Consider the following 15,008-nt stretch of genomic DNA (forward strand, 5'->3'; position numbering starts at 1 on the left):
GGAGTCAGGAGCTTCGAAATGGGTCAGTCAGTCGTCGTTCTCGGTGCCCAGTGGGGCGATGAAGGCAAGGGCAAGATCGTCGATCTGCTCACGCAGGACATCGGGGCGGTGGTGCGTTTCCAGGGCGGCCACAATGCCGGCCACACCCTCGTCATCGGCGGCAAGAAGACCGTCCTGCACCTGATCCCGTCGGGCATCCTGCGCGAAGGTGCGCTGTGCCTGATCGGTAACGGCGTCGTGCTGTCGCCGGCCGCGCTGCAGAAGGAAATCGCCGAGCTCGAGGCCAACGGTGTGGAAGTCCGTTCGCGCCTGAAGATCAGCCCGGCCACGCCGCTGATCATGCCGTACCACATCGCGCTGGATCAGGCCCGCGAGAAGGCCGCCGGTGGCAAGGCCATCGGCACCACCGGCCGCGGCATCGGCCCGGCGTACGAGGACAAGGTCGCGCGCCGCGGCATCCGCGTGGCCGACCTGCATTACCCGCAGCAGCTGGCCGAGAAGCTGCGCAGCACGATGGACTACCACAACTTCGTGCTGACCAAGTACCTGGGCGTGGACGCGGTCGACTACCAGCAGGTGCTGGACGAGGCGCTGGCCTTCGGCGAATACGTCGAGCCGATGAAGTCCGACGTCGCCGGCATCCTCCACGACCTGCGCAAGCAGGGCCAGAAGGTGCTGTTCGAAGGCGCGCAGGGTTCGCTGCTGGACATCGACCACGGCACGTATCCGTACGTCACCTCGTCCAACACCACGGTTGGCGGCGCGTATGCCGGCACCGGCGTGGGCGCCGATGCGATCGACTACGTGCTCGGCATCGCCAAGGCCTATGCCACGCGCGTCGGCGGCGGTCCGTTCCCGACCGAACTGGACGACGCGGTCGGCCAGGGACTGCGCGATCGCGGCCAGGAGTACGGTGCCACCACCGGTCGTCCGCGCCGCTGCGGCTGGATGGACATCGTCGCGCTGCGTCGCGCGGTGGCCGTCAACGGCATCACCGGCCTGTGCATCACCAAGCTCGACGTGCTCGATGGCATGGAGAAGCTGAAGATCTGCATCGCCTACGAATACCGCGGCAAGCGCACCGAGTACGCGCCGCTCGACGCGGCTGGCTGGGAAGAGTGCACGCCGGTGTACCTGGAGTTCCCGGGCTGGGAGGAGAACACTCACGGCATCACCGAGTGGGACAAGCTGCCGCCCGCCGCACGCGCTTACCTGCGTGCGCTGGAGGAACTGGCGGGTTGTCCGATCGCCATCGTCAGCACCGGCCCGGATCGCGACGCCACCATGGTGCTGCAGGATCCGTTCGCGTAAGCCACGGTTCGCCGTCGCATACGAAAAGGCCCCGCATCGCGGGGCCTTTTTTTGTTGTGCGGCGTGCGAGCGGCCGGTGCCAGCGACGGGATGGGCGACGCCGCGCCTCAGAAGAGCATGTCGAACCAGCGCGCAGCCACGCCGGCGAGCGTTCCGGAAAGCACGCCGAACACGGCGATGGAGATCACGCCGGCCGTCCAGGCCGCGCCCAGCAGCCAGCCGTCGCGTTCGAGCAGTGCGAAGGCGAACAACAACAGCAACGCCCCGAACAGGTAATTCGTGAACGGAATCGGCAGCGACAGCAGCAGGCCAAGCAACAGCAGCAGCAGGCCGGTGAAGAAATCCGCCAGACGGTGGTCCAGCAATACCGTCGCGCGCGGGCGCACCAGCTTCTCCAGTCGGGTCAGCCACGGCGACAGCAGGTCGCGGAAGCGCGCCATCGCGTGACGGTGCGGACCGCGGCGGGCGAGGAACTTCGGCAGCCACGGCTGGCGCAGGCCGATCAGCAATTGCAGGCCGATCAGCATCACCAGCGGGCCGCTCACCGCGCCGCCGACGCCAGGGATCGGGATGAACGCCGGTATCGTCGAGACGAACAGCAGCATGCCGAAGGAGCGATCGCCCAGGCCATGCAGGACGTCGCCCATGCGCAGCTGTTCGTCGGGGTCGCCGGTGGCGAAGACGTCCAGAAGGGCGCGCGTGCCGGCCTCGTGGGGGCGATGGTCAGCCCGATGTGTCATCCGCGACCGGCTCCTGTTCGGGGCGCCTGTACAGCAGCAGCTTGTCGATGCGCGGGCCGTCGAGGTCCACCACCTCGATGCGCCACAGGCCCCAGTCGAAGTGTTCGCCCACGTACGGGATGCGGCCGAAATGCGCGATCACCATGCCGGCGGCGGTGTGGAAATCGTGTTCGTCCTCGTCGGGCAGACGGCCGCCGCCAACGAGTTCGCGCAGGTCTTCCAGCGACAGCGAACCGTCCAGCAGGAACGAACCGTCGGCCCGTTCCACGACGGGCGAGCTGTCGTCGTCTTCCTCGCCGGCGACACCGGCGAAGGTGTGCACGCGCCCGACCACCGCGTCCATCAGGTCGGCGATGGTGACCACGCCGCTGATGTCGCCGTATTCGTCCACGACCAGTGCCAGCGAATGCTGCTCCTCGCGGAAGATTTCCAGCAGCTTCATCGCGTGCGTGGACTCGGACACGAACAACGGCTCGCGCAGTGACTTGAACAGGTCCGGTGCGCGCTCGTCCAGGCGGTCGAGCAGCGACTTGACCTCCAGGATGCCCACCACTTCGGTGTCGTTGCCGCGATACACCGGGTAACGCGAGAACTGCGTCTGCCGCATCGTTTCCAGGTTCTCGGCGAAATCCGCCGAGGCGTCCAGCCATGCGATGCGCGTGCGCGGCGTCATCAGGCTTTCGGCCGTGCGATCGCCCAGGCCGAGGACGCGGTTCATCATCTTGCGCTCGTCCGCGTCGATCACGCCCTGCTCGTGGCCTTCGCTCACCAGCAGGCGGATCTCTTCTTCGCTGATGGCGTTGCGCGCATCGTCCTTGACGCCGATCAGGCGCAGCACCAGGCGGTTGATGCGGCCCAGATTGGCCACGATCGGCTGCGCCAGGCGCGACAACCAGTACAGCGGCAGGGCGACCGCGGCGGCGATGCCTTCGGAGTTGGTCAGCGCCAGGCGCTTGGGCACCAGCTCGCCGAAGATCACCTGCGCGGCGGTGATCAGCCCCACCGCCGTGCCGATGCCGATGCCGCGGGCGTACTCGCGCGCGTGGGGCAGCATGCCCTCCACCCAGCCGGCAATGGCCAGGCCGATGGCTTCACCGCCGAACACGCCGGTGAGCACGCCGATCAGGGTGATGCCCACCTGTACGGTGGAGAGCAGGTTGTCGGGATGCTCGGCCAGCTCCAGCGCCATGGCGGCGCCGCGGCTGTTCTCGGACATCTGCTTGAGCTTGATCTTGCGCGAAGTCATCAGCGCCATCTCCGACATCGCGAAGAAGGCGTTCAGGACGATCAGGGCAATGACGATCAGGAGTTCCAGCATGCGGTCCGATCCTCAGGATGGCAGGCTGGGGTGCACGGTCCGTGAGGGTGCACAAGGGCGGCGGGCGGCCTTTCTGGGTCGTCGTCCATCGGGTGAAGTGGGGTGAAGAAGGGGCGAAGCGTCTGGATGGTAGCAGGACGGCCGAAATCAACCCGCCGCGGGCGCGCGCCGATGTCCCCAAACCGTCATAATTCCCGCCCTGCGACCCCTATCGAGCCGGCATCCCGGCACCACGAGGCCCCCTGCGCATGTTCTCCCTGCAAACCATCTTCGGCCAAGGCAACCAGTTCTACACCCTGCTGGAGGAGGCCGCGGTGGCCGCCCACGACAGCACCCGGGCGCTGCACGCGATGCTCAAGGCAGCCGATCGCCAGCCCGCGCTGGACGCCTTCAAGCTGGCCCGCCAGCGCGAGCGCGAAGCCTCGGACAAGATCAGCCAGGAGCTGGTCAACAGCTTCATCACGCCGATCGAGCGCGAGGACATCGAAGCGCTGGGCTCGGCGCTGTACAAGATTCCCAAGCAGGTCGAGAAGTTCGCCGACCGCTACTCGCTGGCCACACGTCACCTGGAGCACATCGACTTCGCGCCGCGCGCGGCGATGCTGGAACAGGCCTCGGCGGTGGTGGTGAAGATGGTGCACGAGCTGCGCAACCTCAAGCTGGAGCCGATGAAGGCGCTCAACGACGAGCTGCGTTCCATCGAGAACGAAGCCGACCGCCTGATGCTCGAGCTGTACCGCGACATCTATTCGGGCCGCCTGGACAACCTGCAGATGTTCCTGCTCAAGGAGTTCTTCGAGATCCTTGAGAAGGCCATCGACCGTTGCCGCGAAGCCGGCGTGGTCGCCTACGAAATCGTGCTGAAGAACTCGTAAGGGGCCGGTCCGATGCTGACCCTGGTCCTGGTCGTGGTATTCGCGGCGCTCGCCTTCGAATACATCAACGGCTTCCACGACACCGCCAACTCCATCGCCACGGTGGTGGCGACCAAGGTGCTCTCGCCGATGCAGGCGGTGGCCCTGGCGGCTTCCATGAACCTGCTCGGCGCGCTGTGGGGCACGGCGGTGGCCAAGACCATCGCTTCGGGCCTGCTCGATACCGGCGTGGTGGAAGTCACCTCACAATTGATTCTGTGCGCGCTGCTTGGCGCGATCGTCTGGAACCTGATCACGTGGTGGAAGGGGCTGCCGTCCTCGTCCTCGCACGCGCTCATCGGTGGCCTGTGCGGCGCCGCCGTTGCTTCGGCCAGCAACAACTTCCATTCGGTGATCTGGTCCCAGCCGCACGACCCCTGGTACAAGAGCGCCGGCGTGCTGTGGAAGGTCGTCGTGCCGATGTTCAGCTCGCCGCTGCTGGGCTTCGCCACCGGTTTCCTGGTGATGGGCCTGCTGTTCGCGATCATCTCCTTCATGGCGCGCAGCGGCGGCGTGCTGGCACGCATGGCGCGCCCGCGCTGGGTCAATGCGTTCTTCGGCAAGGCGCAGCTGTTGTCCGCTGCCGGCATGGGCTTCGCGCATGGCAGCAACGACGCGCAGAAGACGATGGGCATCATCGCGCTGGCGCTGGTCGGCGCGCAGTCGGCCGGCACGCTGGACAACCTGCCGTCGTGGCTGGCGTTCCTGCATCCCTCGCAGAACGCGCTGGAGCACAACGACATCGACCAGTGGATCAAGGTCACCTGCGCGCTGGTCATGGCCGCCGGTACCGCCGCGGGCGGCTGGCGCATCATCAAGACGCTGGGCCACAAGCTGGTGAAGCTGCATCCGATCAACGGCTTCGCCGCGGAAACCAGCGCCGCGGCGGTGATCATGGGCGCCTCGTTCCTGGGCATTCCGGTGTCGACCACGCACAACATCTCCTCGGCCATCATGGGCGTGGGCACGGCCAAGCGCTTCAACGCGATCAAGTGGACCGTGGTGGAGAAGATGATCTGGGCGTGGATCCTGACGATCCCCGCCGCCGGCGGCATCGCCTATCTGTTCTTCGAGACGTTCCGCTACTTCGGCTGGGCATAAGGCCCGATCGCAATAAAAAGAAAAGGCCCGCGCAAGCGGGCCTTTTCTTTTGGCGCCGGCGTCTGCCGTCAGAACAGATCACCGCCCGCCGACAACATCCGCTCCATGCGATCGCCCAGGCCGCCGATCTCCAGCACCAGGCGGTCGACCTCGGCCTCGTCCAGGCCTTCGTATGGACGGTTCTCGCACAACTGCAGGTGCGGCACGCCGTCCAGGTCGCCGATGGCGAGGTAACCCACGCGACTCTGCCAGTTGAAGATCAGAGCCTTCTTCGCATCCAGTCCCGTGATCGGTGCGACCGCGGTGCTCACGCGCAGGTACGGGCGACCGTCGTCGTCGTCGAGTTCGGACAGGAAGATGGACTGGTGGCGGGTGCCGTGCTCAAGCGACAGTTCGATGCAGACCACGTCGACATCGTGTTCGGTGAGCCGGAATTTCGCCGCCTGCAGATGGCGGCGGATCGATTCGAAGTTGCGCACGGGCGGCTCCTTCCGGGGGAGACCGGTATGCTACCGCGATGAGCAATGTCCCTGCCGACGACGCGCACCGACGCATCCTGGCCGCGATCCGCGCGATCCCCGCGGGTGAAGTGGCCGGTTACGGCGAAGTCGCCCGTCGCGCCGGTCTGCCGGGCCGTGCGCGGCTGGTGGCGCGCCTGCTGGGCCAGAACGAGGACGCCGCGCTGCCCTGGCACCGCGTGCTGCGCTCCGACGGGCGCATCGCCTTCCCGGAGGGGTCGAAGGGCTTCCGCGAGCAGAGTCAGCGCCTGCGCGCCGAAGGCGTCCGGGTGGAGGGCGGCCGCGTGAAGGGCCAGCGCCCGGCCGCGACGCTCGACGAGCAGATGTGGGGCATGGACATGCATGCCGACGCGAAGGCCGCGCGGACGTCGCGCGTCCGCAAGGCGGCGCCGGCCGCCCGCAAGCGATCCACCCGCGGTTGAAACCGTGTGATCGGCGGCGAGCCCGCCCGGACGGCGCAGCGGCTACCATGTAGCGCAACAAAGGAGCCGTGATGTTCTCCAACCTTCCCCCCGTCACCAAGGCCCTGCTGATCGCCAACGGCCTGGTGTTCGTGCTTCAGATGATCGTGAGCGATGTCGCGCTGGCGCAGTTCATGCTGTGGCCACCCGGCGCCGGCGACAGCCTGTACGGCATCGACTTCATGCCCTGGCAGCTGCTGACCTACGGCTTCATGCACGGCAGCTTCGTCCACCTGTTGTTCAACATGCTGGCGCTGGCGATGTTCGGCGCGCCGCTGGAACACGTCTGGGGCGATCGCCGCTACCTCACGTACTACCTCGTCTGCATCGTGGGCGCGGCGCTGTGCCAGATCGGCGTGGGCATGTGGACCCTCTCGCAGGGCGAACAGGCCTACCCGACGGTTGGCGCCTCCGGCGGCATCTTCGGCCTGCTGCTGGCTTACGGAATGTTGTTCCCGCACCAGCGCGTGATGCTGCTGATCCCGCCGATCCCGATGAAGGCGCGCACGCTGGTGATCGTCTACGGTGCGATCGAACTGCTGCTGGGCGTGACGCGAACGATGCCCGGCGTGGCGCACTTCGCGCACCTGGGCGGCATGCTGTTCGGCTGGCTGCTCATCCGCTACTGGCGCGGGCAGCCGCCGTTCGGTCGGCGCAAGGGGCCGCCACGCATGCGCGTGGTGCGCTAGGACGCCCTCACCGGCTCACGGAAACAGCCTGACCTGCTGGTCCGCCGGAAGCGCCATCGCATTGCCGGCCTTGCACGCGAACGCCGTGGCGAAGGCCGGTTCGTTTCGCAGCGGACCATTGGTGCGCCATTTGCCCGGCGCGTGGACGCTGGTCGCCGCGCGCTGGCGTGCGGTCTCGACGTTCATGCGCTGCGGCCACAGCGACGCCCAGCCCTTGTAGAAGGACTGGTCCGCAGTCGCCGCCGATGGCTCGGCGGCGTGGAACGCCGCCAGCGCCAGTTGCACGCCGGCCAGATCGGCGATGTTCTCGTCGCCCGTCTGTGTCGCGTTGACCTTCACGCCGGGTGCGTCCGGATAGTCGAAAGCTCCGTACTGCGTGGCCACGCGCCTTGCCAAACCGTCCCATGCGCTGGCTTCGGTTGGCGTCCACCAGTCGCGCAGGTTCTGCTTTGAGTCGACATAGCGGCCGCGACTGTCGAAGCCGTGGCTCAGTTCGTGTCCGACCAGCGCGCCGTATGCGCCGTACAGCCAGGCCGCATCCTTCGATGTGTCGAACACCGGCGGCTGCAGCATCGCGGCCGTCACGATGAGGCGGTTCTGCGCGATGTCGTAGGCCAGCGCCGGATCCTGCGGCAGCACGTCCCAGCGCCGGTCGGCGTTGCCGCGGCCGATGCGTTTCATCTCTTCGCGATGGCGCCAGGTCGATGCGATCAACATGTTGCTGCCGAAGCTGCCGCGGCCCATCGGTTGCACGCTGTAGTCCAGGTCGCGGTTGGGCGTGCCGACTTCGATCTTGAGCTTCTGCAGCTTCGCCTTCGCCTCGGCCTTTGCGGATTCGCCCAGACGCGTGTCGCGCTCCAGCGCCTGCCCCAGCGCCTCGCGCACCTGCGCGGCCATGTCCTCGGCGCGCTTGTCGGTGGCGGGCGCGTAATAGCGCGCGGCGTATTCGTGGCCGACCATCGGCCCGGCCGCGAGGGTGATCGCGTCAAGCACGGCCTGCGGGCGCGATGGCGGCGCGGCCAGTCCGCGCAGTACGCGGCCGCGGAATTCGAACTCCGCATCGCGGAACGGTTTGGCGAGGTAGGGCGCCATCGAATCGCCCACGCGCCAGCGCAGGTAGGCCTTCCACTGCGCGGGCTTGAGGCTGCCGACCAGTCCGTCGATCTGCGAGAACAACTGCGGGTTGGCCATCGACACGCGATCGTCGTTGACGGCCTGCGCCTTCAGGAAATCGCCGAGTTGCAGGCGCTTGTACTGCCTGGCCAGCGCCTTCGTCTCGACCGGCGCGTAGTTCGCGCGTGGATTGCGCAGGTCCAGCAGCGATTTCGACGCACGCGCAATGCGCGTTTCCAGGTCGAGCACGGCCTGCGTGTCGGCGGAAAGCTGCGCCTGCGGCGTTCCGGTGAGCGCAAGGATCTTTTCCACGTAGTTGCGATAGCGGGCCATCAGGGCCTGCGTGTCGGCATCGCCGCGCGTGTAGTAGGCCGGGTCGGGCAGGCCCAGGCCGCCCTGTGCGAAGTAACCGATATGACGGTCGAAGTCGTCCAGGTCGATGTCCGCGCCGAAGTTGAATACCACCGGGATGCCGACCTGGTGCAATGCCGCGATGGCGGGCGGAATGTCCTTCGCGCTCTTGATCGCGTCGATGCGGGACAGCAGCGGCGCGATCGGCTGCGCACCGTCGCGTTCGACGGCGGCCTCGTCGAGCCCGCTGGCCCAGAAATCACCCAGCAGTTTCTGCACGTTGCCCTGGGGAGACTTCGATGCGGCATCCAGCAGGTCCAACTGCTGCTGTCGCGAACGCGCGCCCAGCTGCTCCAGCACGGACACCGAGCCGGCATTGGAAGGCAGCGGATTCGCACGCAGCCAGTCGGCATTGGCATTGGCGTAGAAGTCGCTGCAGGCCGTGGCTGCGGCCGGGGCCTTCGCTTTGCTGGCGCGTTTCTTCTGGGCGAGGGCATCGGGCGATGCCAGTCCGGCGAGGACACTCAGGGCCAAAACGCAGGCGAGCGGGCGAGGGTTCATGGCGGCATCCGTTCGGGGGAGACGGGTCGCCGGAGTCTAGCAACGGGAGTGTGATGAACCTTTTCGCTGCGAGAGGCCCAAAAAAGAAGGCCCGGGAGTACCGGGCCTTCGGACGGCCGACGACGAGTGCGGCCGTGACGCCTTGCAGTTATGCGATTACCAGATCACGACCTGCTTGTCGCCTTCACGCACCATCGGCTGGCCCGGCTTGCACGAGAACGCAGCGGCGAAAGCCGGCATGTTCGAGGGCGCACCGATCGCGCGGAAGTTGGCCGGCGCGTGTTCGTCGTTGGTGATGCGGTACTTCAGCTCATCGTCGGTGAAGCTGCGACGCCACACCGTGCCGAAGTTGAGGAAGAAGCGCTGGTCGCGCGTCAGGCCGTCGGTGTTCGGGTCCGGCGTGCCCGCGGTTGCCTTCTTCATCGCGTCATAGGCGGTGTTGAGGCCGCCCAGGTCGGCGATGTTCTCGCCCAGCGTGTGGCTGCCGTCGACGTGCAGGCCCGGCGCCGCTTCGTACGCGTTGAACTGCGCGATGAGCTTGTCGGTACGGCCGGAGAAGCCCTTGGCATCCGCCTCCGCCCACCAGTCCTCGAACTTGCCGGTGGGTCCGAAGAGCCTGCCCTGGTCGTCGTAACCGTGGGTCATCTCGTGGCCGATGACGGCGCCGATGCCGCCGTAGTTCATCTCATCCGTCGCCTTCGGATCGAAGAACGGCGGCTGCAGGATCGCGGCCGGGAAGACGATCTCGTTCATCGACGGGTTGTAGTAGGCGTTCACCATCTGCGGCGGCATGCCCCATTCGGTGCGATCGACCGGCTTGCCGATCTTGCCGATGTCCCACTTGTAGTTGAACTCCTGGGCGGCCAGCACATTGCCGAGGTAGCTGTCGCGGCTGGTGTCCAGACCGGTCCAGTCGCGCCACTTGTCGGGGTAACCGATCTTCGGCGTGAAGGCGGCCCACTTGTCCAGGGCCTTCTTCTTGGTCTCGTCGCTCATCCAGTCCAGGTTCTCGATGCGCGTCTTGAGCGAGTCGCGCAGGTTCTGCACCAGCGTTTCCATGCGGGCCTTGGAGTCGGCCGGGAAGGCGACCTTCACGTACAGCTGGCCCAGCGCCTCGCCGGCGCCGCCGTTCAGCGCTTCCAGCACGCGCTTGCCGCGTTCCTTGATTTCCTTCTGGCCGCGCAGCGTCTTGTTGTAGAAGTCGAAGTTCTCGTTGACGAACGCGTCCGACAGGTACGGCGAAGCGCCGTCGACGGTGTGGAAGCGCAGGTAGGTTTGCCACTTCGCCGCCGGCACGTCGGCCAGCATCTTGCTCACTTCGGCGTGGAAAGCCGGGATGGCCAGCGAGAACTTCGCCGGAACCGCCAGGCCCTGCGACTCGAAGAACTTCGTCCACGGGAAGTTCGGCGTCAGCTTGTCGGCGTCGGCCAGCGTGACCGGGTTGAAGTACAGCTTGCTGTCACGCGAGATTTCCGCGCGCGACTTCGATGCCTTGGCCAGGCGCGTTTCGAACGCGACCACGTCCTTGGCCTGCTTGGCGGCGTCGGCAGCCGGAACGCCCGACAGTTCGAGCACCTTGGCGACGTGCGTCTCGTACGCAGCCAGCTTTTCCTTCTGCTTCGGATCGCTGTAGTAGGTGGAATCCGGCAGGCCCAGGCCACCCTGGAAGGCCACGCCGATGTTCATGGTCGGATCGTCGTAGTCGATCAGCGAATCGAAGCCGAACAGCACGTTCTCGCCCTTGGCCGCGCTGGTGCGCAGGTAGTCGGCGACCTTTTCCTGCGTGTCGAGTGCGGCGATGGCATCCAGGCGCGACTGCAGCGGGGCCAGGCCCTGCTGGTTGATCTTGGCCTCGTCCATGCCGGTGGCCCAGAAGTCGCCGACGATCTTCTGCACGCCCGTCGCGGCCTTGTCGGCGGCGGCCTGCTCGGCCAGCTGGCGCTGCACCGCAGTGGAGCGCTCGGCGAGCATCTCGAACGCGCCCCACGACGTGCGGTCGCCCGGAATCGGGTTGGCGGCCAGCCACTTGCCGTTGACGTAACCGCCGAAGTCCTCGCACGCGTTCTTGGTGGTGTCCAGGTCGGCGACGGCGAAGCGGTTCACGCCGGGCAGCTTGCTCTCGTCGAGCGTGTAGGCAGCGGGCTGCGCGGGCTTGGCCGCGTCGGCGGCCGGTGCGGCTTCTTCCTTCTTTGCGCACGCGGCCAACGAGGCGGCGACGGCCAGGGACAACACGAGGACTTGCGGTTTGTTGAGGCTCACAAAGGGCTCCGGCCGGGTTCGGCGTTGGGCGGTTGATACGGGCCCCGGAACAGGGCTCCGGGCGACATTAGACCCGATTGTCCCAGTACGAGGGTGTCGAAGGTCACGTTGACGCGGGCGCTGCCGGCGTCCGGCCGACCATGCGCGGGCGTCCGGTACATGGAGGCGCGGTGCCGCCCGAAGCGGCAAAGCGATCCGATGCCTCCGCCGCGCGACGGCGCTCGCAATACGCGTACGCAACGGACGGCTCGCGCGACGTATCCCTTGTGCCAAGAGCGGCGCATTCCTAAGCTCCGCCGACTTTTTCTCGCACGAAAGGACACGACGTGAAGAAACTCCTGTTGGCCTGCCTCTTCCTCGCCAGCACGGCCACGGCCGCGCCTGCGCAGACCTGTCCCGACACCGCCTCGTACGAACCGGCGCGAAAGGTCATCGCCGACCTCGGGCGCATCGTCGCGCCCAACGGCATCCAGGAAACCTACAAGGCGCACATCGGCGGCATCGAACAGTGGGTGAGCGTGCGCGGTCAGGACAAGTCCAATCCGATCATCCTGTTCGTGCACGGCGGCCCGGCTTCGCCGCTGATGCCGACGACGTGGCAGTTCCAGCGCCCGCTGGAGGAGTACTTCACGATGGTCACCTACGACCAGCGTGCGGCGGGCAAGACCTTCGGTGAGACCGATCCGGCATCCATCTCCGACACGATCCACATCGCGAATTACGTCGACGACGTCATCGGCATGGCCGAGGACGTGCGCAAGCGTTACGGCAAGCAGAAAGTGATCCTGATGGGCCACAGCTGGGGCACGCTGATCAGCCTGCAGGCCGCGCTGAAGCGCCCCGACCTGTTCTACGCCTACGTGGGCATCGGTCAGGTCGTCGACGTGCGCGAGAACGAGCGCGTCAGCTTCGACTACGCGCTCGCACAGGCGAAGGCGCAACGCAACGAGGTGGCCGTGCGCGAGCTGGAATCCATCGCGCCGTATCCGGGCAACACGCCGATCACGCGCGACCGCATCGTCACCGCGCGCAAGTGGGCGCAGCACTACGGCGGCATGACCGCTTTCCGCGATGAATCGGCGCATTACTTCTACCAGGCCTCGAAACTGTCCCCGGAGTACCAGGACAAGGACCGCTGCGCCATCGACGAGGGCAATCTGTTCACGTTGGGCCGCATCCTCCCGGAGTTCCTGGAAACAGACATGTCCGGGGTGCGCGAGTTCCCGATTCCGGTGGTGATGTTCATGGGCCGGCACGACTACACCACGCCCTCCGAACCCACCGCCGCGTGGCTGTCGAAGCTGAAGGCGCCGTACCGCCAGGGCGTCTGGTTCGAGCGTTCCTCGCACATGATCCCGTGGGAAGAGCCGGGCAAGGTGCTGGTCAGCCTGCTGCAGTACGTGCGGCCATTGGCCGACGTCACGACGCGATGACGCATCGGGCGGTCTGCTTGCATCACGCTGACCGCCGCCATCGCCATGACGTTCACCCGCACCTACACCGCCGATGAGCCCGCGCGCGCCGATGTCGACACATGGCGCGGCGATGCGGTGCTCGAGTTCGGCACCGCATGGTGCGGGCACTGCATCGGCGCGCAACCGTTGATCGAGGCGGAACTGGGTGCGCGCGACGTGCGCCACGTGAAGGTCGAGGACGGCCCGGGACGCCCGCTGGGCCGTTCGTACCGGGTGAAGCTGTGGCCCACGCTCATCGTGCTGCGCGATGGCGCGGAAGTGGCACGCGTGGTGCGGCCGGCCACGGCGCAGGACATTCACGACGCGTTGCGCGTGCTCGACGCCAGCTGAATCTCCGGCATCGATCACGATCCGCTCACGCGAAGCTGCACGTCGATCTCACGCCTGGTTCCGAAAACTGCCGGTACCCATCCCGCATGGAGTGCCCATGGATACCAGCACCGTCGCCAATGCCGCCTACAGCGCCAACACGTTCCTGTGGATGTGCCTGTTCGCGTTCGGCCTGATCCTGTCGATCCTGTGGATCCTCGTGCCCTTCGCCGTGTTCGGCATCAAGGGCATCCTGCGGCGCATCGCACGCAACCTGGAAGTGATCGAACGGCAGAACGCCGATCTACTGGCCGCCTGGCGCGACCTTCCACGCGGCGCGGAGACGGTGGTCTATCGCGACGTGCGTCCCGACGGCACCGTGGTCGTGCGCGAGGACCGGACGGTACCGCCGCTGTAAACGCACACGCACGGGCCACGCGCCATCCCACCGTGATGCCGCCGTGCTAGCGTGAAGGCGGCATCATGGCGAGGGCAGGGCATGCGAGTGCATTTCCACGGAGCGGCCGGCGAAGTCACCGGCTCCCTCCACGAAGTCGAAGCGGCGGGCCATCGCGTGCTGCTGGACTGCGGCATGATCCAGGGCAGCCCGGAAGCGGAGCGCCGCAACACCGAGGCCTTCCCATTCGAACCCGCCGGCCTCGATGCGCTGGTGATCAGCCATGTGCACATCGACCACATCGGCCGCGTGCCGCTGCTGGTGAAGCGGGGCTTCTCGGGGCCCATCTACACGCAGGAAGCCTCCGCGGACCTGATGCCGGTGATGCTGACGGATGCGGCATCGATCTCCGAAGGCGATGCGGAGCGCTTCAACCGCTATCGACGCGCCGGCGAACCGGAAGCGCAGCCCTTGTTCACGCGCGACGACGTGCGCGACGCGATGGCGCTTGTGCGGCCGTTGCCCTACGACACGCGCACCACGATCCTGCCAGGCGTCGACATCGCCTTCCGCGAGGCCGGCCACATCCTGGGTTCGGCGAGCGTGGAGTTGTGGGGCGATGGCCGGAAGCTGGTGTTCTCCGGCGACCTGGGTCCGAAGGGCACGCCGATCCTGCGCGACCCGGCGACGATCGACCGCGCCGACCTGGTGATCATGGAATCCACGTATGGCGATCGGCTTCATCGCGATCGCCTGGAGACCATCCGCCAGTTCGGCGAGATTCTCGACACGGCATGGAACGAAGGCGGCACCGTGCTCATTCCCGCCTTCGCGGTGGGACGCAGCCAGGAGCTGCTGTACTGGTTCGCGCGGCATTGGGACGAATGGAACATGGCGCGCTGGCGCATCTTCCTCGACAGCCCGATGGCCGCGAAGGTGGTGGGCATCTACGACCGCCACGCGGACCTGTTCGACGAGGATGCGCGACGCGTGTGGCAGGACAAGCCCAATCCGTTCCGCTTGCCCAACCTGCATTTCACCGCGTCGCGGGATGAGTCGATGGCGATCAACCGCATCGAGAGCGGCGCGATCGTGATCGCCGGTTCCGGCATGGCGAACGCGGGACGCATCCTGCATCACTTCCGTCATCGACTGGGTCGTCGACAGACGCATGTGGTGTTCGTCGGCTACCAGGCCGAAGGCACGTTGGGCCGACGCCTTGTCGACGGAGCGAAATGGGTGCGTATCCACGGTCACGACGTGCGCGTGAACGCGCAGCGCCACACCGTGGGCGGTTTGTCGGCGCATACGGACCAGCACGGCCTGATGGCGTGGTACGGCGCGATCGGCGGGGACGCGGGCGCCGCGCATCCGCCGCTGGCGCTGGTGCACGGCGAGGACCGCGCACGCGAAGCGCTGGCCGGCGAAATCGGCGAGCACTTCGGCGTGCAGGCCCGACTGGCGCGGCCGGGCGATACGCTGGAGGTATGA

General features: G+C 66.9%; 13 protein-coding genes and 1 pseudogene. 9 read left to right on the forward strand and 5 right to left on the reverse strand.

What is annotated here, in order from left to right; all coding sequences use genetic code 11:
• Positions 1–18 precede the first annotated feature (18 nt).
• Positions 19–1,311 (forward strand): adenylosuccinate synthase, encoded by a 1,293-nt coding sequence (locus tag QLQ15_RS10045; RefSeq protein ID WP_283212653.1) that lies wholly within the window; start codon positions 19–21, stop codon positions 1,309–1,311.
• A 107-nt stretch (positions 1,312–1,418) separates the two neighbouring features.
• On the opposite strand, the gene QLQ15_RS10050 is transcribed toward QLQ15_RS10045, so the two are convergent.
• A complete protein-coding gene (locus QLQ15_RS10050) occupies positions 1,419–2,051 on the reverse strand; it encodes an exopolysaccharide biosynthesis protein (RefSeq protein WP_283212654.1) in 633 nt (210 codons plus the stop codon).
• Positions 2,035–3,369: a hemolysin family protein gene (locus QLQ15_RS10055; protein WP_283212655.1), complete on the reverse strand. Its 1,335-nt coding sequence runs from the start codon at positions 3,367–3,369 to the stop codon at positions 2,035–2,037. The genes QLQ15_RS10050 and QLQ15_RS10055 overlap by 17 nt, the downstream gene beginning before the upstream one ends.
• A gap of 248 nt (positions 3,370–3,617) precedes the next feature.
• Between QLQ15_RS10055 and QLQ15_RS10060 the strand changes: the two genes are divergently transcribed.
• Together QLQ15_RS10060 and QLQ15_RS10065 are read left to right on the forward strand one after the other, a co-directional pair.
• Entirely contained in the window at positions 3,618–4,244 is a 627-nt protein-coding gene (locus tag QLQ15_RS10060) for a DUF47 domain-containing protein (RefSeq protein ID WP_283212656.1), read from the forward strand.
• A 12-nt stretch (positions 4,245–4,256) separates the two neighbouring features.
• Positions 4,257–5,384 carry an inorganic phosphate transporter gene (locus QLQ15_RS10065; protein WP_283212657.1) on the forward strand — a complete coding sequence of 376 codons (1,128 nt, stop codon included), beginning with the start codon at positions 4,257–4,259 and terminating at the stop codon, positions 5,382–5,384.
• Positions 5,385–5,452: 68 nt separating this feature from the next.
• Here the strand turns inward: QLQ15_RS10065 and QLQ15_RS10070 are convergent, their stop codons facing one another.
• Positions 5,453–5,863, reverse strand: coding sequence for a hypothetical protein (locus tag QLQ15_RS10070; RefSeq protein ID WP_283212658.1), 411 nt, complete (start codon positions 5,861–5,863; stop codon positions 5,453–5,455).
• Positions 5,864–5,901: 38 nt separating this feature from the next.
• On the opposite strand from QLQ15_RS10070, the pseudogene QLQ15_RS10075 reads away from it, so the two are divergent.
• Together QLQ15_RS10075 and QLQ15_RS10080 are read left to right on the forward strand one after the other, a co-directional pair.
• Positions 5,902–6,234 (forward strand): annotated as a pseudogene (locus QLQ15_RS10075) (MGMT family protein); the annotation flags it as partial.
• Between the two features lie 161 nt (positions 6,235–6,395).
• Positions 6,396–7,052 carry a rhomboid family intramembrane serine protease gene (locus QLQ15_RS10080; protein ID WP_283212659.1) on the forward strand — a complete coding sequence of 219 codons (657 nt, stop codon included), beginning with the start codon at positions 6,396–6,398 and terminating at the stop codon, positions 7,050–7,052.
• 15 nt (positions 7,053–7,067) lie between these two features.
• Here the strand turns inward: QLQ15_RS10080 and QLQ15_RS10085 are convergent, their stop codons facing one another.
• Positions 7,068–9,077 carry a M13 family metallopeptidase gene (locus QLQ15_RS10085; protein ID WP_283212660.1) on the reverse strand — a complete coding sequence of 670 codons (2,010 nt, stop codon included), beginning with the start codon at positions 9,075–9,077 and terminating at the stop codon, positions 7,068–7,070.
• A gap of 156 nt (positions 9,078–9,233) precedes the next feature.
• Positions 9,234–11,336 carry a M13 family metallopeptidase gene (locus tag QLQ15_RS10090; RefSeq protein WP_283212661.1) on the reverse strand — a complete coding sequence of 701 codons (2,103 nt, stop codon included), beginning with the start codon at positions 11,334–11,336 and terminating at the stop codon, positions 9,234–9,236.
• A gap of 326 nt (positions 11,337–11,662) precedes the next feature.
• On the opposite strand from QLQ15_RS10090, the gene QLQ15_RS10095 reads away from it, so the two are divergent.
• The 4 genes from QLQ15_RS10095 (at position 11,663) to QLQ15_RS10110 (ending at position 15,008) form a co-directional block, all read left to right on the forward strand.
• Positions 11,663–12,769, forward strand: a complete 1,107-nt coding sequence (locus tag QLQ15_RS10095) for an alpha/beta fold hydrolase (RefSeq protein WP_283212662.1) — start codon at positions 11,663–11,665, stop codon at positions 12,767–12,769.
• A gap of 45 nt (positions 12,770–12,814) precedes the next feature.
• Positions 12,815–13,141 carry a thioredoxin family protein gene (locus tag QLQ15_RS10100; RefSeq protein ID WP_283212663.1) on the forward strand — a complete coding sequence of 109 codons (327 nt, stop codon included), beginning with the start codon at positions 12,815–12,817 and terminating at the stop codon, positions 13,139–13,141.
• Between the two features lie 97 nt (positions 13,142–13,238).
• Positions 13,239–13,538, forward strand: a complete 300-nt coding sequence (locus QLQ15_RS10105) for a hypothetical protein (protein ID WP_283212664.1) — start codon at positions 13,239–13,241, stop codon at positions 13,536–13,538.
• A gap of 81 nt (positions 13,539–13,619) precedes the next feature.
• Positions 13,620–15,008, forward strand: coding sequence for an MBL fold metallo-hydrolase (locus QLQ15_RS10110; protein ID WP_283212665.1), 1,389 nt, complete (start codon positions 13,620–13,622; stop codon positions 15,006–15,008).

It is taken from the genome of Lysobacter stagni, from assembly GCF_030053425.1.
GTDB classification, from domain to species: Bacteria; Pseudomonadota; Gammaproteobacteria; order Xanthomonadales; family Xanthomonadaceae; genus Lysobacter_J; species Lysobacter_J stagni.

Coding starts and splice junctions, on each gene's coding strand:
- QLQ15_RS10045 (WP_283212653.1), top strand. CDS start 19: ATGGGTCAGTCAGTCGTCGTTCTCGGTGCCCAGTGGGGCGATGAAGGC.
- QLQ15_RS10050 (WP_283212654.1), bottom strand. CDS start 2,051: ATGACACATCGGGCTGACCATCGCCCCCACGAGGCCGGCACGCGCGCC.
- QLQ15_RS10055 (WP_283212655.1), bottom strand. CDS start 3,369: ATGCTGGAACTCCTGATCGTCATTGCCCTGATCGTCCTGAACGCCTTC.
- QLQ15_RS10060 (WP_283212656.1), top strand. CDS start 3,618: ATGTTCTCCCTGCAAACCATCTTCGGCCAAGGCAACCAGTTCTACACC.
- QLQ15_RS10065 (WP_283212657.1), top strand. CDS start 4,257: ATGCTGACCCTGGTCCTGGTCGTGGTATTCGCGGCGCTCGCCTTCGAA.
- QLQ15_RS10080 (WP_283212659.1), top strand. CDS start 6,396: ATGTTCTCCAACCTTCCCCCCGTCACCAAGGCCCTGCTGATCGCCAAC.
- QLQ15_RS10085 (WP_283212660.1), bottom strand. CDS start 9,077: ATGAACCCTCGCCCGCTCGCCTGCGTTTTGGCCCTGAGTGTCCTCGCC.
- QLQ15_RS10100 (WP_283212663.1), top strand. CDS start 12,815: ATGACGTTCACCCGCACCTACACCGCCGATGAGCCCGCGCGCGCCGAT.
- QLQ15_RS10105 (WP_283212664.1), top strand. CDS start 13,239: ATGGATACCAGCACCGTCGCCAATGCCGCCTACAGCGCCAACACGTTC.
- QLQ15_RS10110 (WP_283212665.1), top strand. CDS start 13,620: ATGCGAGTGCATTTCCACGGAGCGGCCGGCGAAGTCACCGGCTCCCTC.